The following is a 24,031-nucleotide window of genomic DNA, read 5'->3' on the forward strand; positions in this document are numbered from 1 at the left end:
CTGCCCCAGACCCGGTCGTTAGACTCGCTGTCATGTCTGGCCAGTCGCTTCTCGTACCGGGGGAGCTCTCCCCCCATCGTTCCGTTCCGGGCTCCATCCGCCGCCCCGAGTACGTCGGGAAGCCCGCCCCGGCCCCGTACACCGGGCCCGAGGTGCAGGATTCCGACACCATCGAGCGGATGCGGATCGCCAGCCGCATCGCCGCGCAGGCGATGGAGGAGGCCGCCAAGCACATCGCCCCCGGTGTCACCACCGACGAGCTCGACCGGGTCGCGCACGAGTTCATGTGCGACCACGGCGCCTACCCGTCCACACTCGGCTACCGCGGGTTCCCGAAGTCGCTGTGCACCTCGGTCAACGAGGTCATCTGCCACGGCATCCCGGACTCCACGGTGCTGCGGGACGGCGACATCGTGAACCTGGACGTCACGGCGTACATCAACGGCGTCCACGGCGACAACAACGCCACCTATCTCTGCGGTGACGTCGACGAGGAGTCGCGGCTGCTCGTCGAGCGGACCAGGGAGGCCCTGAACCGGGCCATCAAGTCGGTGCGTCCCGGCCGTCAGATCAACATCATCGGGCGGGTCATCGAGTCGTACGCCAAGCGGTTCGGATACGGCGTCGTCCGTGACTTCACCGGGCACGGCATCAACTCGTCCTTCCACTCGGGTCTGATCGTCCCGCACTACGACTCGCCCCACCACACCACCGAGATCAAGACCGGCATGACCTTCACCATCGAGCCGATGCTGACACTCGGCACGCACGACTACGACATGTGGGACGACGGCTGGACCGTGGTCACCAAGGACCGGAAGCGGACCGCGCAGTTCGAGCACACGCTCGTCGTGACGGAGAACGGGGCCGAAATCCTCACCTTGCCCTGAGTACGTTGCGCCGTCCCTCCGGATGGGTAGCTTTTTACCGACAGGACGTCGGGAACCAGTTGACTTAGGTAAGCCTAACTTGGCAGGATCGTCACTGGTTCCCGTCCCATCGGCCTCGGAGGCACGCCTTGGACACCCCCTTCTCCACCCTGATCCGTACGGCTTCGCACGAGCAGCACACCGAGGCGGAGACGTCGTCCTTCATGGGTGACCTGCTGGGTGGACGTCTGGCGGTCGACGCGTACGCGCGCTACACGGAGCAGCTCTGGTTCGTGTACCGCGCCCTGGAGGAGGGCGCGGAGGCGCTCCGCGAGGACCCGGTGGCCGGGCCGTTCATACAGCCCGAGCTGTTCCGCACGGCCGCCCTCGAACAGGACCTCGCGCATCTGCGGGGCCCCGGCTGGCGCGCCGGGCTCTCCCCGCTGCCCGCCACCGCGGCGTACGCCGAGCGGGTCGCGGAGTGCGCGCGCGACTGGCCGGCCGGGTACGTGGCCCATCACTACACGCGCTATCTGGGCGACCTGTCGGGCGGTCAGATCATCCGCGACAAGGCGGAGCGCACCTGGGGCTTCGACCGCAAGGGCGACGGCGTCCGCTTCTACGTCTTCGACGAGATCTCCAACCCGGCCGCGTTCAAGCGGGCGTACCGGGAACTGCTCGACGGGGTGAAGGCCGACGACCTGGAGAAGCAGCGGATCGTCGACGAGTGCAAGCGCGCCTTCGACTTCAACAGCGCCGTCTTCCACCAGCTGGGGGGCGAGTTCCCGCTCAGCGCGTGAGCGTTCCTTCCAGGCGGACCCGTCCGCCCAACTCCACGATGCCGTCAGGGCCGGGGGCGGTGAGCAGCTGCGACCCCCGGCCCTGCGTGATGTTCAGGGCCCGGCCGAGCTCCGCCGTGAGCAGCAGGGCCGCCGCGCCGGTCGCCTCGTCCTCGTCGATGCCGTCGCCGCGCCCCGGGAACGCCCGCGCCCTGACGCGGCCCGCGGCCTCCTCCTCCCACGCCCAGGCGTAGATCCACTCCCCCGGCTCGGGCACGTCCAGGGCGTCCACCTCGGCCGCCGTGCCGTACTGGCGCAGGGTCCGCGACGGCGCCCACTCCGCGCGCGCCTCGATCCAGGTGAACTCCCCGTCGCCACGCACCCACACCTCGCCGGCGGGCGGGCACACGACCTCCAGGTCGAGCAGCCAGGCGGTGCCGACGAGCGGGTGTCCGGCGAACGGCAGCCGCAGGCCGGGGGTGTAGATGTCGACGATCCCGCGCTCCGGGTCGTCCACGAACACCGTCTCGCTGAATCCGAGTTCCTTGGCGAGCGCCTGCCGGGAGGACTCGTCGGGGTGGGTACGGGCGTCCCGTACGACTCCGAGCGCGTTGCCGTACCGGCCGTCGCCCGCGCAGAAGACCCGGAGCACGTCGATGTCAGTGGCGGTCGTGTTCATGGCAGGAATTGAACCATTCCACGACATGGCGGCAGGGCCGCACCGCCGTTTCCGGGGTGCGGCCCTGTGTGTCGGGGTGGCGGCTCAGGACTCCGTCGCGCGGCGGCGTACGGCGACGACGACGGCCGCGCCCGCGGCGGCGAGCAGCCCGGAGGCACCGAGCAGGAGGCCGGTCGGGGTGCCGGAGCCGGTGGCGGCGAGGGCGGCGGAGCCGCCGGCCGTACCGGAGCCGCCGACCGTGCCCGCGCCTCCGACGGTTCCGCCGCCGCCCGTGGTGGACGAGCCGTCGGCCGTACCGGCTCCGCCGGTGGCGCCGGAGCCGCCCGTCGTGGACGGGCCGCCGGAGGCGGTGGGCAGCGGGGCGTCCTCGTCGGCCGACAGGGTCACGGTCAGCGGGTCCATGACGGTGCCGGCGGGGTAACCGCCCTGGCCGCCAGGGGCGGTGAAGGTCGCGGACCCGGCCGTCGTCAGCTTCGCCGGGAGGTTCGCGAGGGTGACGACCCCTCCGCGGGCCGTCCAGTCGGCCTTCGACAGGTCCAGGTCGGCGAAGGCCACGTCGTTGCTGGTGCCGGTGGCGGTGGTGACGTCGGCGGTCAGGGTGCCGGTGGACCCCGTCGCCTTCACCTTCACGTCGCCGATGGTCCAGTCGATACCGTGCGCGGCGCAGACGAAGGCGAGCTTGCCGGTGAAGGCCGCGTCCAGCTTGCGGGCGTCGGCGTCGAGGTCCGCCTTGGCGTAGCCGAACTCGTAGGACGAGCCGTTCCTCGTCACGCCGCCGGAGGGGGTGACCGTGCCGCCGCAGAGGTCGCGGATGTAGTTCTGCCAGCTCTGCTTCACCCCCCAGGTCAGCCTGCCGTCGACGACACCGGCTGGAGTGGTGGCGGTGGGGGCGGGGCTCGTCGGCGCGGTGGTCGGCGGCGCCGTGGTGGCGGGCGGGGTGGTCGGGGGCGCCGTCGTGGGAGGGGCGGTCGTCGGAGGGGCGGTCGTCGGAGGGGCGGTCGTCGGAGGGGCGGTGGTCGGCGGCGGGGTCGTGGGCGGGGCGGTCGTCGGGGGCGCGGTGGTCGGCCTGCCGCCGGCCTTCACCGTGAGCGTGGCGGCGTCGAGCGCGTCGCCCTCCTTGTAGAAGCCCGCGAACGCCGCCGCGCCGTCCTTCGTCAGCTTCGCCGGTATGTCCTTGAACACCATGGCGCCGCCCGCGCCCTGGGCCGGCCGGACGCCGGTCATGTCGAGGGCGGCGAAGGCGATGTCCTGGCGGGTGCTGAAGGAGCCGTCCTTCTCCTTGGTGACGACGTCGGCGGTGATCTCACCGGTCGGCGCCGCCGAGCCCTTCGTGGACAGCCTGACGTCCGAGATCCGGATGTCGAGGACGCCCGCGTGGGCCTCGAAGCGGACGCCGCCCTTGAAGGAGTTGGCGGTGCCGTGGGTGGTCGTGTCGTAGGTGCCGGTGCCGTCGACGAAGGTGAAGACCCCGTGGTTCGCGGCCTGGGTGGCACCGCCGTCGACAGTGGTCCTCCCGTGGGCGAAGGGCTGCGCCAGGTACGAGCGGAAGGACTGCTTGATGCCCCAGTCGAGGGTGCCGTCGCTGAGCGTCATCGGGGGCGGCGAGGCGGTGTCGGCGGCGGCGGGGAGGGCGAGGACGAGGGCGCCCGTACCGAGGGCGGCGGCCGTGGTGACGGCGGCGGCCAGGGTGACGGAACGGCGCGAGGGCGTGGCCATGGCGGTGGTTCTCCTAGGGGGGACGCGGGCGCGACGGGGGGGGTGCGCGCGGGGAGTGTCAGTGCGTGGGGGTGCCGGTACGGCGACGGCGTACCGCGGTGAGGACCGCGAGCACGGCGACGAGGAGCACGCAGGCGCCGATCGCGAGGTACACGCCGGTGGAGGAGCCGGAGGTCGCGGCGGTCGCGGTGGTCGCGGTGGTCACGGCGGAGGCGGTGGCCCGCTTCGACGGGGCGGCGGACGGCGTGGTCGCGCTGCCGAGGTCCGGGAGCGGGGGCAGCTGGGCCTTGGTGTCGACGGCGACGGCCAGGGACACCGGGTCCATCGCGGTCCCGGCCCTGTACATCCCGCCGAAGGCCTTGGCGCCGCCTTCGGTGAGGGTGGCGGGGGCCTCGCGGACGGCGGCGAGGCCGTGCTTCGGGGTGAGGTCCGGGGCGGCGAAGGTGACGAGGGGGACGGCCTTCTCGGTCTTCCCCGCGCTGGTCACGTCGGCGCCGAGGGTGCCGGTGCCGCCGCTCACCTTCACGGTGATCCGGTCGAGCGTGAGGTCCAGGTGGGCGCCGGTGAAGCGGACGCCGCCCGCGAACGCGGCGTCCAGGGTGCCCTTCTCCGGGTCGTACGTGCCCTTGCCGCTCGGGAAACGGAAGAGCGCACCGCCGTCCTGGGCGCCGCCCGCGAGGGTCCACTTCCCCTGGGAGACGGCGCCGGTGACGTACTCGCGGAAGGTGCGGCGCACGCCCCAGTCGACGGCCGCGGCGCGCAGGCCTCCGAGGGTGGCGTCCGCGGTGGCCGAGGGGGTCGCGGCGGGCTTGGCGGTCGGTTCGGCGCCCGGCAGCGCTGAAGCCGGCCCCTGCCGAGGCGACTTGACGTCGACCGTGAGGGAGACGGGGTCGAGCGGGGTGCCGGCCGGGTAGTAGCCGGCGAAGGCGGTGGCGCCCTGCGCGGTGAGGGTGGCGGGTACTCCCGCGAGCGAGACGGGGCTGCCGCCGCCGCGCATGTCGATGCCGCCGAGGTCCAGGGTGGCGAGCGGCACCCGGGCGGTGACGGTCACCTTGCCGCTGCCCTTGGCCTTGCTCGCCATGTCGGCGTAGAGGGTGCCTTGTCCGCCCTGGATCCGGACCCGGGGGCGGCTGATGGTGAGGTCGAGCTCGTCGGTGCCGTCCGCCTTGCGGTGGCCGGTGAAGCGGACGCCGCCGGAGAAGGCGGCTTCGAAGGCGCCGCCGTCCGGGTCGTACGAGCCCTGCGCGGAGTGGAAGCGGAACTGGCTGCCGCCGACGGTGGCGGCTCCGCCGGTGAGGCCGTAACTCCCTTGCGCGATGGGCCCGGTGACGTAGCTCTGGAAGGAGGACTTGATGCCCCAGTCCAGCCGTCCGCCCTGCACCGTGCGGCTCTCCGCGTGGGCGGCACCGGCCGGGACGAGGGCGGCGAGCAGGGCCGCGAACAGGGTCACGGCGAGCGCGCGGACAGGTCTGGACAGCGGCATGGAACCCCTCCAAGGGCTGGCTAGTGAGGTAAGGCTAACCTAAGCTACATCGAAGGAAACGAACGACAGGACGGTGTCCGGTGCGCAGAACTCGCCTCGCGGGAGCGCTGACAGCAGTGCTCGCCCTCGCCCTAGCGGCGACCGGCTGCGGTGACGGAAGCGGGGGCGGCCCCGGCGGAGGAGGCAGCGGCGGCGCACGCCCCGCCGGCGCCGCCACCGGAACCGCCGCCGCCCCCGACCGGGTCGAGCCGCTCGCCGCCCCGGCCTCGCCCCGACTGCCCGTCACCGTCCCCTCGGCCGGAGGACGCACGGTCACCGTCACGTCCACCGAGCGGATCGTGCCGCTCAGCGGCAGCCTCAGCGAGATCGTCTTCACCCTCGGTCTCGGCGGCCGGGTCGTCGCCCGCGACATCACCGCCACCTTCGAACAGGCCGCGGACCTCCCGGTGGTGACCCGCGCCCATGACGTCTCCGCCGAGAGCGTGCTCTCGCTCCGGCCCACCCTCGTCCTCGCCGAGAGCACCACGGGACCCGCCGAAGCCGTCGCCCAGATCCGGGACGCGGGCGTCCCCGTCGTGGTCGTGAAGCCCGCGAAGGGACTCGCCGACGTCGGCACCCGGATCGACGCCGTCGCCGCCGCCCTCGGCGTACCGGACGCCGGCGCGGCGCTCGGGAAGCGCACCCGGGAACGGATCGACGCCGTACGGAAGGGGATCCCGGCCCGCGAGGAGAAGCCCCGGGTGGCGTTCCTGTACGTACGCGGCTCGGCCGCCGTCTACCTCCTCGGCGGGGCCGGGTCCGGCGCGAGCTCCCTCCTCGAAGCGGCGGGAGCGGTCGACGCGGGCAAGGAGTCGGGCCTGACGAAGGACTTCACCCCGATCACCAGCGAGGCCCTGGCCAAGGCCGCGCCCGACGCGATCCTCGTCATGAGCAAGGGCCTCGCCTCCGTCGGCGGGATCGACGGCCTGGTGAAGGTCCCGGGCGTCGCGGAGACCCCGGCGGGCGCCGACCGCCGGGTCGTCACCGTCGACGACGGCGTCCTCCTCAACTACGGCCCGCGCACCGACCAGGTGCTGAAGTCCCTGGTCGGCCAGTTGTACGGGGAGAGGAAGTGACGGCGCTCCAGAGGACTCCGGAGGCCGCGGAGAGCCCGGAGAACCCGGAGAACCCGGAGAGCCCGGAGACCCCACGGCGCCGCCCCACCGCCACCCTCCTCACCGCGGGTCTGCTCGCCGCCCTGCTCCTGCTCGCGCTGCTCTCCGCCGGGACCGGGGCGTACGGCATCCCGCTCGGTGACGTCCTCTCCTCCGTGCAGCACCGGATCGGGCTCGGCGGGCACGCGCTCGACCGCACGGCCGAGAGCGTCCTGTGGAACATCCGGCTCCCCCGGGTCGTCCTCGCCGTCCTCGTCGGCGCCTCGCTCGGCTGCGCGGGCGCCCTGATGCAGGGCGTGTTCGGCAACCCGCTCGCCGAGCCGGGCGTCATCGGCATCTCCTCGGGAGCCGCCGTCGGCGCGGTCGGCGCGATCGTGCTCGGGATCACCTTCTTCGGCAACTGGACCGTGTCCGTCTGTGCCTTCGCCGGCGGCCTCGTCACCGTGCTGCTCGTCTACGCGATGTCCCGCTCGGGCGGCCGGACCGAGGTGGTGACGCTGATCCTCACCGGTATCGCGGTCACCGCCTTCGCGGGCGCCCTGATCGGCCTGTTCCTCTTCTTCGCCGACGACGCGCAGATCGGCCAGATCACCTTCTGGCAGCTGGGCTCGCTCGCCCAGGCCACCTGGCCCAAGGTCCTCGCCGTGCTGCCCTGCGCGCTGATCGGTCTGGCGGTCGCCCCCTTCCACGCCCGCCGCCTCGACCTGCTCGCGCTCGGCGAACGGCCCGCGCGCCACCTGGGCGTGGACGTGGAACGGCTCAGGATCGCCCTGATCCTGGTCGTGGCGCTGCTCACCGCGGCGGCCGTCGCGGTCTCCGGGATCGTCACCTTCGTCGGTCTCGTCGTCCCGCACGTGCTGCGGATGGCGAACGGTCCCGGTCACCGCTTCCTGATCCCGGGCAGCGCGCTCGGCGGAGCGGTCGCGCTCACCGCGGGCGATCTGGCGGCCCGGACGATCGCGGCTCCGGCCGAACTCCCCCTGGGCGTGCTCACCGCCCTCATCGGCAGCCCGTTCTTCTTCTGGCTGCTGCGCAGGACCCGTCGCAAGCAGGGTGGTTGGGCATGATCCGCGCCATTCTCGGAAGGGGCGGTCTCAGGGGTCGTACGCGCACCCTCCCCGCTCCCGTCCCGGTCGGCGGCCTCGTCGCGGAGGTCGTCGGCGCGCGGATGGCGCTCGGGCAGCGGCCGGTGCTCGACGGGGCCGGGCTCGCGGTGCGGGCCGGGGAGGTGCTCGCGCTCGTCGGGCCGAACGGCGCCGGCAAGTCGACGCTGCTCGGCGTCCTCGCGGGGGACCTCGTCCCGGACGCGGGGGAGGTACGGATCGGGGACCGGCCGATCGCCGGATGGACCGCGCCCGAACTCGCCCTGCGCCGCGCCGTGCTGCCGCAGGCGGCCGTACTGTCCTTCCCCTTCCCCGTCGCCGACGTGGTGCGGATGGGCCGGGCCCCGTGGGCGGGGACGGACCGGGAGGACGAGGACGAGGCGGCCGTGGTCGAGGCCATGGCGGCGGCCGAGGTGACGGAGTTCGCCGCCCGCCCCTTCCTGGCACTGTCGGGCGGCGAACGGGCCCGGGTCGCCCTGGCCCGGGTGCTCGCCCAGCGGACGGGGCTGCTGCTCCTCGACGAGCCGACGGCCGCGCTCGACCTGCGCCACCAGGAACTGGTCCTGCGGCTCTGCAGGGAACGCGCGGCGGCCGGGGCCGCGGTGGTGGTGGTGCTGCACGACCTGGGGCTCGCCGCGGCCCATGCCGACCGGGTCGCGATCGTGCACGGAGGCCGGGTCGCGGCGGACGGGCCGCCGCCGGACGTCCTCGACGAGGAGCTGCTCGGCCGGGTGTACCGGCAGCCCGTGGAGGTGTTCCCGCACCCGCGGACCGGGGTCCCCCTCGTCGTACCGAACAGGACGATTCGGGACGCTTGACCAGTCGTTGACTGTCCCTTGGCGGGACCGTGGGCACCCTGTGATCCCCCCGTGTCCGGGCCTGGGGGCTGAGAGGTGAATCACCCACCGGCCGGGTTCAGCTGAGGTAAGCCTCGGTTAAGTTAGGTCCGCCTCAGCCCCGTTCCCGCCCTTCCTGGAGCCCTCATGCGAGCCGTCCGCCTCTCCGTCGTCACCGCCGCCGCGACCGCGGCCGCTCTGACCGCTGTCACGGGCTGCACCGAGAAGAGCGACGCCAAGGGGGAGGACGGCACGATCACCGTCGTCGCCAAGGACGACTCCTGCGAGGTGTCGAAGAAGGACTTCCCGGCCGGTCACCTCAGGCTCGCCGTCGAGAACCGCGGCTCCAAGGTCACCGAGGTCTACGTCCTCTACCCGGACGACCGGATCGTCACCGAGCGCGAGAACATCGGCCCCAGCACCAAGGCCACCGTCACCGCCGAGATCAAGCCGGGCGACTACGCGATCGTCTGCAAGCCCGGCATGACGGGCGCGGGCATCCGCCAGCAGGTCAGGGCCACCGGCGCCGGCGCCTCGGCCGTCCCGCGCTCCCCCGAGATGGACGCGGCCGTCGCCGCCTACCGCCAGTACGTCCAGGCGCAGGCCGACGCGACCCTCCCCAAGGTGAAGGTGTTCACCGACGCCGTCCGCGCCGGTGACATCGAGGCCGCGAAGAAGGCCTACGCCGAGTCCCGCATCGGCTGGGAGCGCACGGAGCCCGTCGCCGAGTCCTTCGGCGACATCGACCCCAAGGTCGACGTCCGCGAGGACGGCCTCGAAGCGGGCCAGGACCCGGCGAAGGACTGGACCGGCTGGCACCGCCTGGAGAAGGCGCTCTGGAAGGACAAGAAGATCGGCGCCGCCGAGAAGACCCTCGCCGACACCCTCGACAAGGACCTCGCGGACTGGGTGAAGCGGGTCGGCAAGGCCGAGATCACCCCGACCTCCATGGCCAACGGCGCCAAGGAACTCCTGGACGAGGTCGCCACCGGCAAGGTCACCGGCGAGGAGGAGCGCTACTCCCACACCGACCTCGTCGACTTCAAGGCGAACGTCGAGGGCGCGCAGAAGTCCTTCGAGCTGCTCAAGCCGGTCGCCGCGAAGAACGACGCGAAGCTCGTCGCCGAACTGGACGAGCAGTTCGCCGCGCTGAACACGCTGCTCGACACGTACCGCACGGACAAGAACAGCTACGTCTTCACCTCGTACGACAAGGTCGGCCCGGCCGGGCGCAAGGAGCTGTCGGACGGCGTCAACGCGCTGGCCGAGCCGCTCTCCAAGCTCGCCGCCGCCGTCGTCAAGTAGCCGAGCGCTCACGGAAGGACGGGAACATGTCCGAGGACGACAGGGGAGCCGAAGCCACGACGCCCTCCCGCCGTACGGTGATCGCCCTGGGCGGTGCCGGGCTCGCCGCCGCGGCGGCCGGCGGCGCGGCCCTGCTGACCGCCGGCGGGGACACCCCCGTCACGGTCGCCGACAGCGGCTCCGCCGTGCCGTTCCACGGCACGCACCAGGCCGGCATCGCCACCCCCGTACAGGACAGGCTGCACTTCGCGGCCTTCGACGTGCGGACGGAGGACCGCGCCGAACTCGTCCAGCTCCTCAAGGACTGGACACGGGCCGCCGAGCGCATGACGGCCGGCGCCGAGGTGGGCGGCGGCGCGTACGGCGGGCTGCCGGAGGCGCCGCCCGACGACACCGGCGAGGCCCTGGGCCTCAAGCCGTCCCGTCTCACGCTCACCATCGGCTTCGGCCCCACGCTCTTCGACGGGCGCTTCGGACTGAAGGACAGACGGCCCGGGGCCCTGGTGGAGCTGCCCAGGTTCCCCGGCGACAACCTGGATCCGGCGCGCAGCGGCGGCGACCTGTGCGTCCAGGCGTGCGCGGACGACCCGCAGGTCGCGGTGCACGCCATCCGGAACCTGGCGCGGATCGGCTTCGGCAAGGTCGCGGTGCGCTGGTCCCAGCTGGGCTTCGGCAAGACGTCGTCGACGACCCCCGACGCCCAGACCCCGCGCAACCTGTTCGGCTTCAAGGACGGCACCCGCAACATCGCGGGCACCGACACCGAGCGGCTCGCGAAGCACGTGTGGGTCTCCGGCAAGGACGCCGGGGGCGGCGCCGCCTGGATGGACGGCGGCTCGTACCTCGTCGCCCGCCGCATCCGGATGAACGTCGAGACCTGGGACCGCACGCCGCTCGCCGAGCAGGAGGACATCTTCGGCCGCGACAAGCGCGAGGGCGCTCCCGTCGGCAAGGCGAGGGAGCACGACGAGCCGTTCCTGAAGGCGATGAAGCCCGACGCGCACGTCCGGCTCGCCCACCCGGACAGCAACGGCGGGGCGACGCTGCTGCGGCGCGGCTACTCCTTCACCGACGGCACGGACGGCCTCGGGCGGCTCGACGCGGGCCTGTTCTTCCTGGCGTACCAGCGGGACGTCCGTACCGGCTTCGTCCCGGTGCAGACCTCGCTGGCGTCCGACGTCCTCAACGAGTACATCCAGCACGTGGGTTCGGCGCTGTTCGCGATCCCGCCGGGCGTCCGGGACAAGGACGACTGGTGGGGCCGTGCGCTGTTCTCGTGACTCCTCAGGTACCCCAGGGAGGGAACCGGCGTGTTCGGCAACTATCTGATCGGCCTGCGCGAAGGCCTTGAGGCCAGTCTGGTCGTCTGCATCCTCATCGCGTACCTGGTGAAGACCGGCCGGCGGGACGCGCTGAAGCCGATCTGGATCGGCGTCGGCGTGGCCGTCGGCGTCTCCCTGGCCTTCGGCGCCGGTCTCGAGTTCGGCTCGCAGGAGCTGACGTTCGAGGCGCAGGAACTGCTCGGCGGCACGCTCTCGATCGTCGCCGTCGTCCTCGTGACCTGGATGGTCTTCTGGATGCGGCGCACGGCCCGGCACCTCAGGGACGAGCTGCACGGCAAGCTGGACGCGGCCCTGCGGATGGGTACGGGGGCCCTCGTCGCCACCGCCTTCCTGGCGGTGGGCCGCGAGGGCCTGGAGACGGCCCTCTTCGTCTGGGCCTCGGTACGCGCCTCTTCGGACGGCTCGTACGCGCCGCTGACCGGGGTCCTCCTCGGGCTGCTCACGGCGGTGCTGCTCGGCTGGCTGTTCTACCGGGGCGCGGTCAGGATCGACCTGGCGAGGTTCTTCACGTGGACCGGCGGGATGCTGGTCGTGGTGGCGGCGGGGGTGCTCGCGTACGGCGTGCACGACCTCCAGGAGGCCCGCTTCCTCGACGGCCTCGCGAACAAGGCCTTCGACGTCTCGGCGACGATCCCGCCGGACAGCTGGTACGGCACGCTCCTCAAGGGCGTCTTCAACTTCCAGCCGGACCCGACGGTCCTTCAGGTCACGGTGTGGGCGCTGTATCTGGTCCCGACGCTCGCGCTGTTCCTCGCCCCGATAGGGTCGGGTCCGTCCGCGCGGGTGAAGAAGCAGAAGGCGACCGATGAGAAGGCTGACGCTGGGGCGAGCGCCGGGACGACCGCTTGAGCGGTGGTCGGCACGGCCTGTGAGGCTCCTTGCGGCGACGGCGGCCGCGACCGCCCTCGCCCTGACGGCGAGCGGCTGTGTGACGGTGCACGGCGAGCTCGCCCTGATGCCGCCGGCGACGAAGGCCGAGGCCGCGCAGGCCCTCGCCGACTTCACGAGCGCCTACAACCGGGCCGACAAGGCGTACGACCCCGCCCTCGTCGCGGGCCGGGTCACCGGTCCGCTCGGGGAGATCAACCAGGCGGGCCTGCGCGCGGGGGCGGTCACGAGCCCGGGCGGCAACCCGAATCACCAGCCCCTCGAACTGACCGACGCGCGGTTCGTCCTGCCCCGCAAGGCGGGCTGGCCGCGCTGGTTCCTCGCGGACACCGACGCCAACCGGGACGCCGCGGGCTCCGAGGACCAGCGCTGGATCCTGGTCTTCGTCCGCAACGGGCCGCAGCAGCTGTGGGAGGTCGCGCACCTGGTGATCCTCACCCCGTCCGAGGTGCCGGAGTTCGCCGAGGAGGACGGGTACGCGGTGCCGGTCGCGGCGGACAGCGACGCGTTCGCGGTCGCGCCCGAGGACCTCGGCGAGCAGTACGCCTCGTTCCTGAAGGACGGGCAGCCGGGGACGTTCGCGGCGGGGCCGCACACGACGGCGTGGCGCGAGCAGCGGCAGAAGGCGGCCAAGCGGCCGGGGCTCGCCACCCAGTACCTCGACCGGACCGCGAACCAGGGCGACTTCGCGCCGCTCGGGCTGCGGACGAAGGACGGCGGCGCGCTCGTCTTCTTCGCGACGCGGTACTTCGAGCGGCAGACGGCGGCACCGGGCTACCGGCCGAAGGTCGACCCGGGCGTCAAGGCGCTGCTGACCGGCGAGGTCGAGAACACGGTCACCAAGGAATGGGTGTCCGACCAGGTGGTCCTGGTGAAGCCGGCGGGCGCGGACCGCGACGCGGTGACGGTCACGGGCCGGCTCCAGGGCGTGGTGGGCGCACAGGGCTCGTAGGACCCCGTGGAGGCCGGGGAGCGCACGGAGCCCCGTCGTCCGGCCCGCTGGATCGGCGGGGCAGCGGGGATCAGCGGGTCAGCGGCCAGGCGATCTCGTGGGCCGTGTGCTCCCCGTCCCCGTCCGCCTCGCGCTCCGCCGCGTGCCGCGCACAGGCGTCCTGGAGGGTGTCCAGGAGGTTCAGCGGGTCGGGCAGCGGGTGCTCGGGGCCGCGGAGCCAGGCGACGACCGGATGGGCGCTCTCGTCCCCGGGAAGCCGGGCGGGCGGTACGAGGACGTAGCTGCCGCGGCAGTGCCAGCGCAGCCCCGGGTGCTCGTCCATCGTCTCCGGATGGCAGTCGAGCTCACACGGCCACCACTCGTCCTCGTCCTCGGGGGTGCCGCGGGTGGCGGTGAAGAAGAGCATCCGCCCGCCGGAGGTGTCGGTGTCGGCGGACTCGGCGACGGGCCCGACCTCGACGCCGTCGGCGAGCAGGCGCTCCAGGGCGGCCCGGCCGGCTGCCATCGGTACGTCGAGGACGTCGTGGACCATGCCGGTGGAGGTGACGAAGTTCGCCTCGGGCTCGTTGCGGGCCCAGCGCTCGATCTGGGCACGGTCGGTGGTCGACTGGGTCTGCCAGGCGAAGGAGACCGGGTGCCGGCCGGGGGTGGGGCAGCCGATCCGCTCACAGGAGCAGCTGTAGCCGACGGGGTACGCGGCGGGGGCCAGGGGCAACCCTGCGGCGGCGACGGCCAGGAGCAGCTTCTCGCGGTCGTTCTCGTCGTCGGCCGCGGTGCGTTTCGGGCGCCTGCGCAGCCACTGTGCGAGTTTGCTCTCCGTGCCGCGGTAGCGGCCGATGCCGTCGCCCATCTATCCCCTCACAGCTCATGCTCGCCCGTTCGGCTCTGCCCATGGTCCCACCATCCTGCGCCTCAGGTGACCGGAGTGTGGAACCGGGGTGGGGAACCGGTGTGCGTAAGGGGTCAGCCGCGGGGGGCGAGCCCGCGCAGGACCTGGTCGACGAGGGCGTCGGCGTAGCCGTGGGTGAGCGGCAGGGTGCGGTGCGCCCAGCGGTGGTGGAGGGGGCCGACGAGCAGTTCGAGGGCGATGCGGGGGTCGGCGTCGGGGTCGACGTCGCCCGCGGCCTGGGCGGCCTCGATGCGGCGGGCGTAGTACTGGAGCTGGGGTTCGAGGAGGGCCTCGGTGAAGCGGGCGCCGAGTTCGGGGTCGACGATGCCCTCGGCGGCGAGGGCGCGGGTGGGCAGGTCGAAGGCGGGGTCGTTCATCTCGTCGACGGTCGCGCGCAGGACGTACTTGAGGTCGGTGGCGAGGTCGCCGGTGTTCGGGATCTCACTGTCGGCGGTGCCGCCCAGGGCTTCGTTGGCCCGCGCGGCGAGGTCGAGGAAGGCGTCGAGGAGGACGGCGGCCTTGGAGGGCCACCAGCGGTAGATGGTCTGCTTGCCGACGCCGGCGCGGGCGGCGATGCCCTCGATGGTGGTCCTGGCGTAGCCGGTCTCGGAGACGAGGGCGAGGGCGGCGTCGAAGATGGCACGGCGGGAGCGCTCGCTGCGCCGGGAGGCGTCGGGGGCCTTGGTGTCGGACATGGCCCCAATCTAACAGCGCCGAGACGGCACGTCTCGCGTGTGCGGGTGGTCCCCGAACCACCCGAACGGTCCACAGCGCGCGGGGCTCCGAGGGCGGACCATGGGGTCCACCGATCTTCGGTTCTCGGACCGCCCCCGATTGCCGGTCGGTCTTACGTCCGCCCGTCCGTGAGGAGCCCTCATTGCGCCCCACCCCGCGCTCGTCCTCGCCCCGCCGTTACCTGATGTGCCCACCCACGCACTTCGCGGTGACGTACTCCATCAACCCCTGGATGGACCCCACGAAACCGGTCGACCTGCCGCTGGCCCTCGCCCAGTGGGAGGACCTGCGCGACCGCTACCGCGCGTTCGGCCACACCGTCGAGCTCCTCACCCCCGACCCGGCGCTGCCGGACATGGTCTTCGCGGCGAACGGTGCGACCGTCCTCGGCGGCCGGGTCCTGGGCGCGAAGTTCGCCCACGCGGAGCGCGCGGCCGAGGCCGGGGCGCACCTGGCCTGGTTCCACGGAAACGGCTGGGCGGACGACGCGGTGCGGGTCCCGGAGCACGTGAACGAGGGCGAGGGCGACTTCGCCGTCACCGCCTCCTGGATCCTCGCAGGACGCGGCTTCCGCTCCAGCCCGCTCGCCCACGGCGAGGCGCAGGAGTTCTTCGGCCGCCCGGTGATCGGTCTCGAACTGGTGGACCCGCGCTACTACCACCTGGACACCGCGCTGTGCGTCCTGGACGACGCACGCGACGAGATCATGTACTACCCGGACGCCTTCTCCCCCGGCAGCCGCGCGGTGCTGGCCCGGCTCTTCCCCGACGCCCTGATCGCGACGGCGGCGGACGCGGCGGCCCTCGGTCTGAACTCGGTGAGCGACGGCCTCCACGTCCTCCTCCCGCAGACGGCGGTGGGCCTCTTCGGCCCGCTGCGCGAGCGGGGCTTCGAGCCGGTCGGCATGGACCTCGGCGAACTGCTCAAGGGCGGCGGCAGCGTGAAGTGCTGCACCCAGGAGCTGCGGCCCTAGATCGTGTCCGGAAAGTAGCGCCGTCTGCCCGGAGGGCAGGACTTTCCGGACACGGCCGAGGACCTGCGGCCGGCCGGTCGCCTCAGCCCTCGTCGTCCGGGGGCCAGGAGTCGCCCCACTCGGCGTCACGGGCCTGCTTGTACAGGGGCCCGTGACGCTTGGTGACGTTCTCCCTGCCGAGCCCCTCGGGGCCGCACAGTTCGAGGAGCACCAGGCCCTTGCGGATCTGGGGCCTGCGGGTGATGCGGGAGACCGTCGGGGCGGCCGGTTCGCGGGTCGCCGCCACGTAGCTGTACTTCTCGTCCTCGTACGGCAGCGAGCCGCCCTTCACCTGCCGGTGCAGCGACGACCTGCTCACCCGGGCCGAGAAGTGGCACCAGTCCGTGCCCGGCTCGATCGGGCAGGCCCCGCTGTGCGGGCAGGGCGCGGCGACGGTGAATCCGGCGTCGACGAGGAGGGTGCGGGCGGCGATGATCCGCTCGTAGCCGTCGGGGGTGCCGGGCTCGACGATCACCACGGTCCGGGCCGCGCGCGCCGCCTCGGCCACGAGCGCCGCGCGGTCGGCCTCGGTCAGCTCCTTGAGGACGTACGAGACGGTGACGAGGTCCGTGTCCGCGAGCCGGAGCGCGCCGCCGATCCTGGCCGTGCGCCACTCGGCGTCCAGGGTGCCGGCCGCGAGTTCGCGGCCGAGCGCGAGGGCCGGTTCCGCCCAGTCGAGGACGGTGGTGCGGGGCGGCGCGTCCTCCCAGGCCTCGGCGACGGCCCAGCTCGCCGCGCCCGTACCGCCGCCGACGTCCGTGTGGGTACGGGGTTCCCAGTCGGGCATGGCCGCGCACAGCGCGCCGAGGGCGCCCCGTACCGCCTCGAAGGTCGCCGGCATCCGGTACGCGGCGTACGCGGCGACGTCGGAGCGGTCGCGCAGCACGGGCGCGTCCGTCGGGGTGGTGCCCCGGTAGCTGGCGATCAGCCGCTCGACGGCCTGGGCGGCCCGGCGGGGCGGCAGCCCTTCGAGAAGCCCGGCGAGGGCGGCGCGCAGGGAGTCGGCGGAGGGGGCGGAGGCGTTCACCGAGACAGTCTAGGCGGCCGGGTCACGCTCTCCGGCCCGTCGGGTCGCGGGCCGGAGACCCCGGCTTCCGACCGGCCCCGTCAGGTCTGTGGCCGCCTGCCGTCAGTCCCGTGGTCGCCTGCCGTCAGGCGCCCGCGACCGCCGCCTTGCCGCTGGTGCGCCACGGGCGGCACAGGCCCAGGAAGCAGGCGACGGCCAGGACGGCGCAGGTGAGCTGGACGACCGCCATCGGGACGGCCGTGTGCTCGCCCGCGATGCCGACGAGCGGGGAGGCGACGGCACCGACGAGGAACGACGTGGTGCCGAGGAGCGCGGAGGCGGACCCGGCGGCGTGCGGGGTGCGCATCAGGGCCTGGGCGTTGGTGTTCGGCATGGCGAGGCCCATCGCGGACATCAGGACGAAGAGTCCGGCCGCCACGGGCACGAGCCCGACCTCGCCGAAGACGCCGCTGGTCATGAGGAGCAGCGCGAGGGCGGCGAGGAGGATGGTCCCGAGGCCCCAGCCGAGCGCCTTGTCGAGGCTGACGCGGCCGATGAGGAGCTTGCCGTTGATCTGGCCGACGGCGACGAGGCCGATCGAGTTGATCCCGAAGAGCAGGCTGAAGGTCTGCGGGGAGGCTCCGTAGATCTCCTGGACGACGAACGGCGAGGCCGAGATGTAGGCGAAGAGGGCCGCGAAGGCGAGTCCGCCGGTCAGCATGTAGCCGGTGAAGACCCGGTCGGCGAGCAGGCCCCTCATGGTGCGCAGGGCTTCGCCGACGCCGCCCTCGTGGCGCCGCTCGGGCGGCAGGGTCTCGCCGAGGAAGCGCCAGACGACGACGGTGAGGAGGACGCCGATCAGGGTGAGGACGTGGAAGACGCCCCGCCAGTCGGTGAGCCGCATGATCTGGCCGCCGATGAGGGGCGCGATGATCGGGGCGACGCCGGAGATCAGCATCAGGGTCGAGAAGAAGCGGGCCATCTCGACGCCGTCGTACAGGTCGCGGACGACGGCGCGGGCGATGACGATGCCGGCGGCGCCCGCGAGGCCCTGGAGCAGCCGGAAGCCGATGAGGAGCCCGGCGGTGGGCGCGAGCGCGCAGAACGCGGTGGCGACGACGTACACGATCATGCCGATGAGCAGGGGGCGGCGGCGGCCCCACTTGTCGCTCATGGGGCCGACGACGAGCTGCCCGAGGGCCATGCCGGCGAGGCAGGCGGTGAGGGTGAGCTGGATGGTGGCGGCGGGGGCGTGCAGCGCTCCGGTGACCTCCGGCAGGGCCGGAAGGTACATGTCCATGGAGAGCGGGGGGAGGGCGGTGAGCCCGCCGAGCACGAGGGTGACGAGCAGCCCGGTCCGTCGTGCGGCGGTCGTGCCGGCGGCGCTGCCGGTGCCGGCGGCGGTCCCGGTGCCGGCGGCCTTCGCCTGGCCCGCGGCGCTCTCGGGCGCGGTATCGGTTATGTGTCCTTGTGTTGCTTTCTGGCCGCTCTCCGGCATCGACTGCTCCATTTCGTTGAAACCTTGCCTATGCTCTCAGCTCGATCGGCATGGTCGAGACCTCTGTGGGACGGGTGGGGAACATGAGTCAGAAGGTGCGCTGGGGAATCCTGGCGACGGGCGGCATAGCGGAGCGGTTCACGACGGACGTCACGACGCTCGACGGTGCGGAGGTCGTCGCCGTGGCGTCCCGCACCGAGGCGTCGGCGAAGGCCTTCGCGGACCGGTTCGGGATCCCGCGGGCGTACGGGGAGTGGGCCGGGCTCTTCGCCGACGAGGACGTCGACGTGGTGTACGTGGCCACTCCGCACCACGCCCACCGGGAGGCGGCCGGCCTCGCCCTGGAGGCGGGCAAGGCGGTGCTCTGCGAGAAGGCTCTCACGCTGAACGCCGGGGAGGCGGAGGAACTCGTCACTCTCTCCCGGGACCGTGGCCTCTTCCTCATGGAGGCCATGTGGATGTACTGCAACCCGCTCATCCGGCGGCTCGTGGAGCTGGTCCGCGAGGGGGCGATCGGCGAGATCCGCACCGTGCAGGCGGACTTCGGGCTCGCGGGCCCGTTCCCCGCCGACCACCGGCTCCTCGACCCGGCGGTGGGCGGCGGTGCGCTGCTCGACCTGGGCGTGTACCCGGTGTCGTTCGCGCAGCTGCTCCTCGGTGAGCCGGACTCCGTCCAGGCGCACGCGCTGCTCTCGCCGCTGGGCGTGGACGTCAACACCAGCATGCTGCTCGGCTGGTCGGACAAGGGCGCCTCGGCCCTGCTGTCCTGCTCGCTCGTCGCGGACACCCCGCTGACGGCGTCCGTGACGGGCACCCTCGGCCGGATCGACGTACCGCGCGGCTTCTTCTTCCCCGAGCGGTTCACGCTCCACCGCAACGGCGAGGAGCCGGAGGAGTTCGTGAACGAGGACGATCCGCACTCCCTGCGGCACGAGGCCGCCGAGGTGATGCGCTGTCTGCGGGCGGGCGCGACGGAGTCGGCGCTCGTGCCGCTCGACGGCTCGCTCGCGGTGATGCGGACGCTCGACGCGGTACGGGACCGCATCGGCGTCCGCTACCCGCAGGAGGACCGGCGGGAAGAGCCTCGGGTGGCGCTCGTCACGCAGGCCTGAGACCGGGGTCGCCGGCTTCCGTGACGAGGGAGCCGGCGGTGGCGACGGGGGCGCCCGGGGCCGTCACGTACGGGACCGTACGGAAGTCGGCTCGGGCGCTCTCCGTCCCGAGCGCAACCGTCACGTAGCCGCGCCGCCCGCTGTAGAGCTTCACGTGCGGGTTGGCCTGGGTGATCCGGTCGTAGTTGGAGGGGCGGTCGGCGCCGTTCTTCCCGCTGGCGATCGAGGTGGTGACGATCTCGGTGCCGACGGTCCTGGAGCCCGGGTCGCGGAAGTCGGCCTTGATGTCGAGGCCGATGCCGACGTGGACGTCGCCGGTGAGCACCATCAGGTTCTCGACGCCCGCCGCCTCGGCGCCCGCGAGGACCCGCCGCCGGGAGGCCGCGTACCCGTCCCAGGCGTCCATGGAGACCGTGTAGTCGGCGGTGGGACGGTCGCGGCGCTCGGAGAACACCACCTGCTGCGGCAGCACGTTCCAGCGGGCCTGCGAGGCGCGCCAGCCGGCCAGCAGCCAGCGTTCCTGCTCGGCGCCGGTCAGGGTCCGCGCCGGGTCGTCGAGCACGGGGCCCGGGACGTGCCAGCCGTCCCCGTAGGCCTGGTCGGAGCGGTACTGGCGGGTGTCGAGGATGTCGAACTGGGCGAGCCGCCCGAAGCGCAGCCGCCGGTACATCCGCATGTCGGGGCCCTCGGGCCGCTGGGGCGCGCGCAGGGGCTGGTGTTCCCAGTAGGCGCGGTAGGCGGAGGCGCGGCGGAGCAGGAACTCCTCGGGCGGGACGCCGTTCTCGGGGATGCCGCCCGCGTAGTTGTTCTCGGTCTCGTGGTCGTCCCAGGTGACGACGAAGGGGTGGGCGGCGTGCGCGGCCCGCAGGTCGGGGTCGGACTTGTAGAGGCCGTAGCGCAGCCGGTAGTCCTCCAGGGTGACCGTCTCGCGGTTGAAGACGGCCGGGAGGACGCGGTCGGTGTAGGCGCGGGCGCCGCCGGTGGCGTTCACGGCGTACTCGTACAGGTAGTCGCCGAGGTGGAAGACGACGTCGAGGTCCTCGTCCGCGAGGTGGCGGTAGGCCGTGAAGTAACCGTCGTGGTACGCCTGGCAGGAGACGGCGGCGAGTTTGAGGCTCGTGTTGTGGGCGCCCGGGTCGGGGGCGGTGCGGGTGCGGCCGACCGGGCTGGTCCAGTCGCCGACGCGGAAGCGGTAGAAGTACACGCGGCCCGGGGAGAGGTGCTCGACCTCGACGTGTATCGCGTGGCGGAACTCGGGGTGGGCCGTGGCCAGGCCGCGCCGGGCGATCCGGGTGAAGCGCTCGTCGTGGGCGAGCTCCCAGCGGACCCCGACCCGGCGCGCGGGCAGTCCGCCGCCGGGCTCGAAGGGGCGGGGCGCGAGCCGGGTCCACAGGAGTACGGAGCCGGGCTGGGGGTCGCCGGAGGCCACCCCCAGGGTGAACGGGTACGCGCCGACCCGCCGGCCGTCGAGTTCGGCGGCGGCCGCGGCGCCCGCCGCGGGCAGCTGGGTGGCGAAGGCGAGCGCGGCCGCGGCGCCCGAGACGGTGAGGAACCGGCGGCGGCCGAAGTGGCGTGCCGCGGCGCGGAGTTCCTCGGAGTGGTTCTGTACGTCGTCGTGTACGTGGGTCATGTGCCCCTCCCCGGACGGATGTTGCGCTTCCGCCATTCGAGGGGGACGGGACGACCTCACGTTGTCGGGTACAGAACATCCACGTGTCGGGACAATGAGTTCATGGGGCACGCGTCTCGCGTACGCTGCGCGCCCATGAGCATCGCAGTGGTGACGGGAGCGGGATCGGGCATCGGCCGGAGCGTGGCACTGGCCCTCGCGGAGGCGGGCTGGTCGGTGGCCCTGGCGGGGCGCAGGGCGGAGGCCCTGGAGGAGACGGCGGCGGCCCTCCCGGCCGGCGACTTCCTGGCCGTGCCCACGGACGTGACCTCGGCGCAGGAGGTGGCGGCCCTCTTCGCGGCGGTACGGGACCGCTACGGCCGCGTCGACCTGCTCTTCAACAACGCCGGTACGTTCGCCGGCGGCGGCGTCCCCGTCGAGGACCTGGACCCGGACACCTGGCGCGCGGTCGTCGACGTCAACCTGACGGGCGCGTTCCTGTGCGCCCAGGCGGCCTTCCGGGCCATGAAGGATCAGGACCCGCAGGGCGGCCGGATCATCAACAACGGCTCGATCTCCGCCCATGTACCGCGCCCGCACTCGATCGCGTACACGGCGACGAAGCACGCGATGACGGGCCTGACGAAGTCCCTGTCGCTCGACGGCCGCCCGTACCGCATCGCCTGCGGTCAGCTCGACATCGGCAACGCGGCGACCGAGATGACGGCCCGCATGCAGACCGGCATCCTCCAGGCCTACGGCGAACTGGCGGCCGAACCGGTGATGGACGCGGCGGACGTGGCGGCGACGGTGGTGCACATGGCGTCCCTGCCACTGGCGGCGAACGTCCAGTTCGCCACGGTCATGGCGACGACGATGCCGTACATCGGCCGGGGGTAGGGCCCCCGGCCGACGGTACGGGCGTCAGGCCTGTCCGGTCTCGAAGCGGGCGATCCTGCCGTCCTCGACGGTGAAGCGCCAGCGGGTCCGCATCTCGCCCCAGGTGTCGTTGCGGTACCGGGCGACGAGGTCGCGCCCGTCGCCCTTCTCGGACTCGATCTCCATGTGCCCGCGCGAGGCGAAGACCTCCTTCTCCGTCCACTGCTCCACGTCCCGCTCGGACCCGTCGTCGGACATGGTCGCGCCGGGCACGAGAGCCGCCCGGAAGGCCTCCTCGTCGTTCGCGTTGAGGGCCGTGACGAAGGCGCGCACGGCGGGGTCGCTGAGCTGGTTCACAGGAATCGTCATGCCCCACCCGTACACCCGGCGGCCCGGCATCCCCGGGGAACCGGGCCGTCCCGTCCGTCACGTCCGCCCATCAGGACCAGTCGCAGGCCTTGCCGTCGCCGTCGCGGTCGAGGCCAGAGCGGTAGCCGGGCTGCCCCCGGTAGATAGGGGCCCTGCCGGCCGCGCGGACGGCGTCGCAGTTCTTGTAGTACGCGAGGCCGCCACCGGAGCCGGAGTCCGAACCCGACCCGGTGTCCGAGCCGGATCCGGTGCCCGTTCCGGAGCCGTGCCGGTCCGGGTCGGGGTCCGGGTTCAGCCGGGCGTACTCCTCGCTCGGGCAGGCGAGTCCCGGCCGGGCGAGGGACAGCCGTACGGACAGGTACTCCGGCCGCTCGACGTCCTCGCCCGCCTCCGGGTCCTGGAAGCAGATCCGCCAGTCCTCGTGACCGGCCGCCAGGTCGACGTCCGCGTACACGCTGGTGCCCGTGATCCGGGTGAGGCCCAGCTTCCTGAGCACCGCCGAGCCGTTCGCGAAGGTCTTGCCGACCACGTCCGGCATCTTGGGGAACACCACGGCCTCGCCGTCCCGCGCCGGGCAGGGGCTGCTCTTCTCGACGACGGCGAACTCGATCCTGCTCCGCCGCCCCTCCTCCGCCACGACCGTCACACCGGCCGCCGGCTCCTGGAAGCAGACCTTCCAGTTGCCGTCCACGAGCTGCATCCTGTCGTCCTCGGTCGCGTCGTGCGACCGCGTCCTGAAGCCCGCCTCGTACGCGGCCCTCGTCGCCGTCTCCAGGTTCCGGCCCGTGTAGTCGGCCACGACCCGCCGCACGGTCGGGCGCGGCGTGGGCGTCGGCGGGGTGTAGCGACCGTACGGTGCGCGGGCGGTCGCGGACGCGGTCGCCCGGGACCCGGCGGCGGCCGTCGCGGGCTCCTCCGCCGACGGCTCGCTCGTCCCCACCGCCACGAACCACACCCCCGACAGGACGGTCGCGACGACCTTCCGGCCCGGCGTCCACCGGGTCCGCCAGGCGAGCACCATGCCGGCCGGCGGTATGAGAACCAGACAGAGGACGACGAACCCCGGCCGCCGCCACCACCGTTCCCCGGCCGGCTTCGAGGCCGCTGCCCGCTTGTCCAGGGACACGCCGGCCGGGCCGATCGGCCCCCAGTCGCGCCGCCTCTGCTCCCGGCCCTGCGCCGGCCCCTGCTCCCAGCCCTGTGTCCTGCCCTGCGGCCGGCCCTGCGTCCGATCGTGCTCCACGGCGTGCGGAACCTTCCCCTCCCTGACGACTTCCCAGCACCGCGCAGCCTATGACCTGCGTGTTCGCTGGCCCCGCCCAGGCCCGACCGGGCACTATCGCCCCAACTGCCGCAATCAGCCCAGGAGGACAGATGTCAGACACCGGCAAGGTCGTCAAGCTGTACGCGAAGGGGGCCCCGGTCGGAGTCGAGGACGGAGCCCTGGTCGGCTTCCTCGTGGACCAGGGGCGCTCGGCGGAGTGGGTGGTCACCCGGGAGGGCCAGGGCTTCCGCTTCACCGCCAAGGGCACCGAGGAGACCATCGTCGCGGAGGGCACCGAGCGGGCCCCGGTGGGTGTCCGCGGCGACGACTCCCCCGCGTCCGTCTGGCGGATCCAGCGCGTCGACGACGACGGCACCGCCACGGTCACCTCGCTCGCCGACCTCCGCACCGGGACGTACATGATCGACCAGCACGGCCTGGCCCTCGGCCGCGACCTCTTCGAGGACCGCTCCCTGCTCCCCAAGCGGATCTTCGTCCGTACGGACGACCGGGACCCGCAGTGGACGATCGAGGTCCTCGACTGACCCTCG

The 24,031-nt window shown here is 73.1% G+C and carries 23 protein-coding genes; 13 read left to right on the plus strand and 10 right to left on the minus strand.

The genetic code is table 11. The annotated features are described in order from the left end of the window. Positions 1 to 32 precede the first annotated feature (32 nt). Positions 33 to 890 (plus strand): type I methionyl aminopeptidase, encoded by an 858-nt coding sequence (gene map / locus ACIA8N_RS02290; RefSeq protein WP_365777260.1) that lies wholly within the window; start codon positions 33 to 35, stop codon positions 888 to 890. A 128-nt stretch (positions 891 to 1,018) separates the two neighbouring features. After that, on the plus strand, positions 1,019 to 1,669 hold the full coding sequence (locus ACIA8N_RS02295) for a biliverdin-producing heme oxygenase (RefSeq protein ID WP_365777262.1): 651 nt from the start codon (positions 1,019 to 1,021) through the stop codon (positions 1,667 to 1,669). On the opposite strand, the gene ACIA8N_RS02300 is transcribed toward ACIA8N_RS02295, so the two are convergent. From ACIA8N_RS02300 to ACIA8N_RS02310, 3 genes are all read right to left on the minus strand, one after another. Next, on the minus strand, positions 1,659 to 2,327 hold the full coding sequence (locus ACIA8N_RS02300) for a PhzF family phenazine biosynthesis protein (protein ID WP_365777264.1): 669 nt from the start codon (positions 2,325 to 2,327) through the stop codon (positions 1,659 to 1,661). The genes ACIA8N_RS02295 and ACIA8N_RS02300 overlap by 11 nt on opposite strands. A gap of 84 nt (positions 2,328 to 2,411) precedes the next feature. Beyond that, positions 2,412 to 4,043 (minus strand): HtaA domain-containing protein, encoded by a 1,632-nt coding sequence (locus ACIA8N_RS02305; RefSeq protein WP_365777266.1) that lies wholly within the window; start codon positions 4,041 to 4,043, stop codon positions 2,412 to 2,414. A gap of 58 nt (positions 4,044 to 4,101) precedes the next feature. Then, complete coding sequence (locus tag ACIA8N_RS02310; protein WP_365777268.1) at positions 4,102 to 5,526, minus strand: HtaA domain-containing protein; 1,425 nt, start codon at positions 5,524 to 5,526, stop codon at positions 4,102 to 4,104. 80 nt (positions 5,527 to 5,606) lie between these two features. Here ACIA8N_RS02310 and ACIA8N_RS02315 point away from each other — a divergent pair, with 80 nt between their 5' ends. From ACIA8N_RS02315 to ACIA8N_RS02345, 7 genes are all read left to right on the plus strand, one after another. After that, on the plus strand, positions 5,607 to 6,641 hold the full coding sequence (locus ACIA8N_RS02315) for an ABC transporter substrate-binding protein (protein ID WP_365777270.1): 1,035 nt from the start codon (positions 5,607 to 5,609) through the stop codon (positions 6,639 to 6,641). Beyond that, positions 6,638 to 7,747, plus strand: a complete 1,110-nt coding sequence (locus ACIA8N_RS02320; protein WP_365777272.1) for an iron ABC transporter permease — start codon at positions 6,638 to 6,640, stop codon at positions 7,745 to 7,747. Before ACIA8N_RS02315 ends, ACIA8N_RS02320 begins: the two co-directional genes overlap by 4 nt. Beyond that, a complete protein-coding gene (locus ACIA8N_RS02325; RefSeq protein ID WP_365777275.1) occupies positions 7,744 to 8,601 on the plus strand; it encodes a heme ABC transporter ATP-binding protein in 858 nt (285 codons plus the stop codon). Before ACIA8N_RS02320 ends, ACIA8N_RS02325 begins: the two co-directional genes overlap by 4 nt. Positions 8,602 to 8,766: 165 nt before the next feature. Beyond that, positions 8,767 to 9,924: an iron uptake system protein EfeO gene (gene efeO, locus ACIA8N_RS02330; protein WP_365777277.1), complete on the plus strand. Its 1,158-nt coding sequence runs from the start codon at positions 8,767 to 8,769 to the stop codon at positions 9,922 to 9,924. A gap of 26 nt (positions 9,925 to 9,950) precedes the next feature. Further along, entirely contained in the window at positions 9,951 to 11,204 is a 1,254-nt protein-coding gene (gene efeB / locus ACIA8N_RS02335) for an iron uptake transporter deferrochelatase/peroxidase subunit (RefSeq protein ID WP_365777280.1), read from the plus strand. Between the two features lie 30 nt (positions 11,205 to 11,234). Beyond that, on the plus strand, positions 11,235 to 12,116 hold the full coding sequence (efeU, locus tag ACIA8N_RS02340; protein WP_365777282.1) for an iron uptake transporter permease EfeU: 882 nt from the start codon (positions 11,235 to 11,237) through the stop codon (positions 12,114 to 12,116). After that, on the plus strand, positions 12,073 to 13,107 hold the full coding sequence (locus ACIA8N_RS02345) for a hypothetical protein (protein ID WP_365777284.1): 1,035 nt from the start codon (positions 12,073 to 12,075) through the stop codon (positions 13,105 to 13,107). The genes efeU and ACIA8N_RS02345 overlap by 44 nt, the downstream gene beginning before the upstream one ends. Before the next feature lie 70 nt (positions 13,108 to 13,177). Here ACIA8N_RS02345 and ACIA8N_RS02350 read toward each other — a convergent pair whose 3' ends face one another. Further along, positions 13,178 to 13,957: a bifunctional DNA primase/polymerase gene (locus ACIA8N_RS02350; RefSeq protein ID WP_365777286.1), complete on the minus strand. Its 780-nt coding sequence runs from the start codon at positions 13,955 to 13,957 to the stop codon at positions 13,178 to 13,180. 113 nt (positions 13,958 to 14,070) lie between these two features. Continuing rightward, complete coding sequence (locus ACIA8N_RS02355; RefSeq protein ID WP_365777288.1) at positions 14,071 to 14,691, minus strand: TetR/AcrR family transcriptional regulator; 621 nt, start codon at positions 14,689 to 14,691, stop codon at positions 14,071 to 14,073. 182 nt (positions 14,692 to 14,873) lie between these two features. Here ACIA8N_RS02355 and ddaH point away from each other — a divergent pair, with 182 nt between their 5' ends. After that, positions 14,874 to 15,704: a dimethylargininase gene (ddaH, locus tag ACIA8N_RS02360; protein ID WP_365777290.1), complete on the plus strand. Its 831-nt coding sequence runs from the start codon at positions 14,874 to 14,876 to the stop codon at positions 15,702 to 15,704. An 82-nt stretch (positions 15,705 to 15,786) separates the two neighbouring features. Here ddaH and ACIA8N_RS02365 read toward each other — a convergent pair whose 3' ends face one another. Both ACIA8N_RS02365 and ACIA8N_RS02370 read right to left on the minus strand, forming a co-directional pair. Next, positions 15,787 to 16,770, minus strand: coding sequence for a small ribosomal subunit Rsm22 family protein (locus ACIA8N_RS02365; protein ID WP_365777292.1), 984 nt, complete (start codon positions 16,768 to 16,770; stop codon positions 15,787 to 15,789). A 124-nt stretch (positions 16,771 to 16,894) separates the two neighbouring features. Next, positions 16,895 to 18,247: a multidrug effflux MFS transporter gene (locus ACIA8N_RS02370; protein ID WP_365777642.1), complete on the minus strand. Its 1,353-nt coding sequence runs from the start codon at positions 18,245 to 18,247 to the stop codon at positions 16,895 to 16,897. Between the two features lie 83 nt (positions 18,248 to 18,330). Here ACIA8N_RS02370 and ACIA8N_RS02375 point away from each other — a divergent pair, with 83 nt between their 5' ends. Continuing rightward, positions 18,331 to 19,359 (plus strand): Gfo/Idh/MocA family oxidoreductase, encoded by a 1,029-nt coding sequence (locus tag ACIA8N_RS02375; RefSeq protein ID WP_365777294.1) that lies wholly within the window; start codon positions 18,331 to 18,333, stop codon positions 19,357 to 19,359. Here the strand turns inward: ACIA8N_RS02375 and ACIA8N_RS02380 are convergent. Further along, on the minus strand, positions 19,346 to 20,989 hold the full coding sequence (locus ACIA8N_RS02380; RefSeq protein ID WP_365777296.1) for an alkaline phosphatase D family protein: 1,644 nt from the start codon (positions 20,987 to 20,989) through the stop codon (positions 19,346 to 19,348). The two genes, ACIA8N_RS02375 and ACIA8N_RS02380, sit on opposite strands and share 14 nt — an antisense overlap. Positions 20,990 to 21,091: 102 nt before the next feature. Here ACIA8N_RS02380 and ACIA8N_RS02385 point away from each other — a divergent pair, with 102 nt between their 5' ends. Continuing rightward, positions 21,092 to 21,868, plus strand: a complete 777-nt coding sequence (locus ACIA8N_RS02385) for an SDR family oxidoreductase (protein WP_365777298.1) — start codon at positions 21,092 to 21,094, stop codon at positions 21,866 to 21,868. Between the two features lie 24 nt (positions 21,869 to 21,892). Here ACIA8N_RS02385 and ACIA8N_RS02390 read toward each other — a convergent pair whose 3' ends face one another. Next, a complete protein-coding gene (locus tag ACIA8N_RS02390) occupies positions 21,893 to 22,216 on the minus strand; it encodes a nuclear transport factor 2 family protein (protein WP_030208062.1) in 324 nt (107 codons plus the stop codon). 70 nt (positions 22,217 to 22,286) lie between these two features. Then, positions 22,287 to 23,459, minus strand: coding sequence for an excalibur calcium-binding domain-containing protein (locus tag ACIA8N_RS02395; RefSeq protein ID WP_365777300.1), 1,173 nt, complete (start codon positions 23,457 to 23,459; stop codon positions 22,287 to 22,289). Between the two features lie 131 nt (positions 23,460 to 23,590). Between ACIA8N_RS02395 and ACIA8N_RS02400 the strand changes: the two genes are divergently transcribed. Beyond that, a complete protein-coding gene (locus ACIA8N_RS02400) occupies positions 23,591 to 24,025 on the plus strand; it encodes an I66 family serine proteinase inhibitor (RefSeq protein ID WP_365777302.1) in 435 nt (144 codons plus the stop codon). The last annotated feature ends 6 nt before the right edge of the window (positions 24,026 to 24,031 follow it).

This window comes from Streptomyces sp. NPDC051822 (assembly GCF_044452745.1).
In the GTDB taxonomy this organism is placed as follows: domain Bacteria; phylum Actinomycetota; class Actinomycetes; order Streptomycetales; family Streptomycetaceae; genus Streptomyces.

Bases quoted from the DNA above. Each gene is read 5' to 3' on its own strand.
- efeO (WP_365777277.1), top strand. From the start codon at position 8,767: ATGCGAGCCGTCCGCCTCTCCGTCGTCACCGCCGCCGCGACCGCGGCC.
- ACIA8N_RS02300 (WP_365777264.1), bottom strand. From the start codon at position 2,327: ATGAACACGACCGCCACTGACATCGACGTGCTCCGGGTCTTCTGCGCG.
- ACIA8N_RS02370 (WP_365777642.1), bottom strand. From the start codon at position 18,247: ATGCCGGAGAGCGGCCAGAAAGCAACACAAGGACACATAACCGATACC.
- map (WP_365777260.1), top strand. From the start codon at position 33: ATGTCTGGCCAGTCGCTTCTCGTACCGGGGGAGCTCTCCCCCCATCGT.
- ACIA8N_RS02375 (WP_365777294.1), top strand. From the start codon at position 18,331: ATGAGTCAGAAGGTGCGCTGGGGAATCCTGGCGACGGGCGGCATAGCG.
- ACIA8N_RS02310 (WP_365777268.1), bottom strand. From the start codon at position 5,526: ATGCCGCTGTCCAGACCTGTCCGCGCGCTCGCCGTGACCCTGTTCGCG.
- ACIA8N_RS02380 (WP_365777296.1), bottom strand. From the start codon at position 20,989: ATGACCCACGTACACGACGACGTACAGAACCACTCCGAGGAACTCCGC.
- ACIA8N_RS02345 (WP_365777284.1), top strand. From the start codon at position 12,073: ATGAGAAGGCTGACGCTGGGGCGAGCGCCGGGACGACCGCTTGAGCGG.
- ACIA8N_RS02355 (WP_365777288.1), bottom strand. From the start codon at position 14,691: ATGTCCGACACCAAGGCCCCCGACGCCTCCCGGCGCAGCGAGCGCTCC.
- ACIA8N_RS02350 (WP_365777286.1), bottom strand. From the start codon at position 13,957: ATGGGCGACGGCATCGGCCGCTACCGCGGCACGGAGAGCAAACTCGCA.
- ACIA8N_RS02325 (WP_365777275.1), top strand. From the start codon at position 7,744: ATGATCCGCGCCATTCTCGGAAGGGGCGGTCTCAGGGGTCGTACGCGC.
- ACIA8N_RS02400 (WP_365777302.1), top strand. From the start codon at position 23,591: ATGTCAGACACCGGCAAGGTCGTCAAGCTGTACGCGAAGGGGGCCCCG.
- ACIA8N_RS02385 (WP_365777298.1), top strand. From the start codon at position 21,092: ATGGGGCACGCGTCTCGCGTACGCTGCGCGCCCATGAGCATCGCAGTG.
- ACIA8N_RS02390 (WP_030208062.1), bottom strand. From the start codon at position 22,216: ATGACGATTCCTGTGAACCAGCTCAGCGACCCCGCCGTGCGCGCCTTC.
- efeB (WP_365777280.1), top strand. From the start codon at position 9,951: ATGTCCGAGGACGACAGGGGAGCCGAAGCCACGACGCCCTCCCGCCGT.
- ACIA8N_RS02305 (WP_365777266.1), bottom strand. From the start codon at position 4,043: ATGGCCACGCCCTCGCGCCGTTCCGTCACCCTGGCCGCCGCCGTCACC.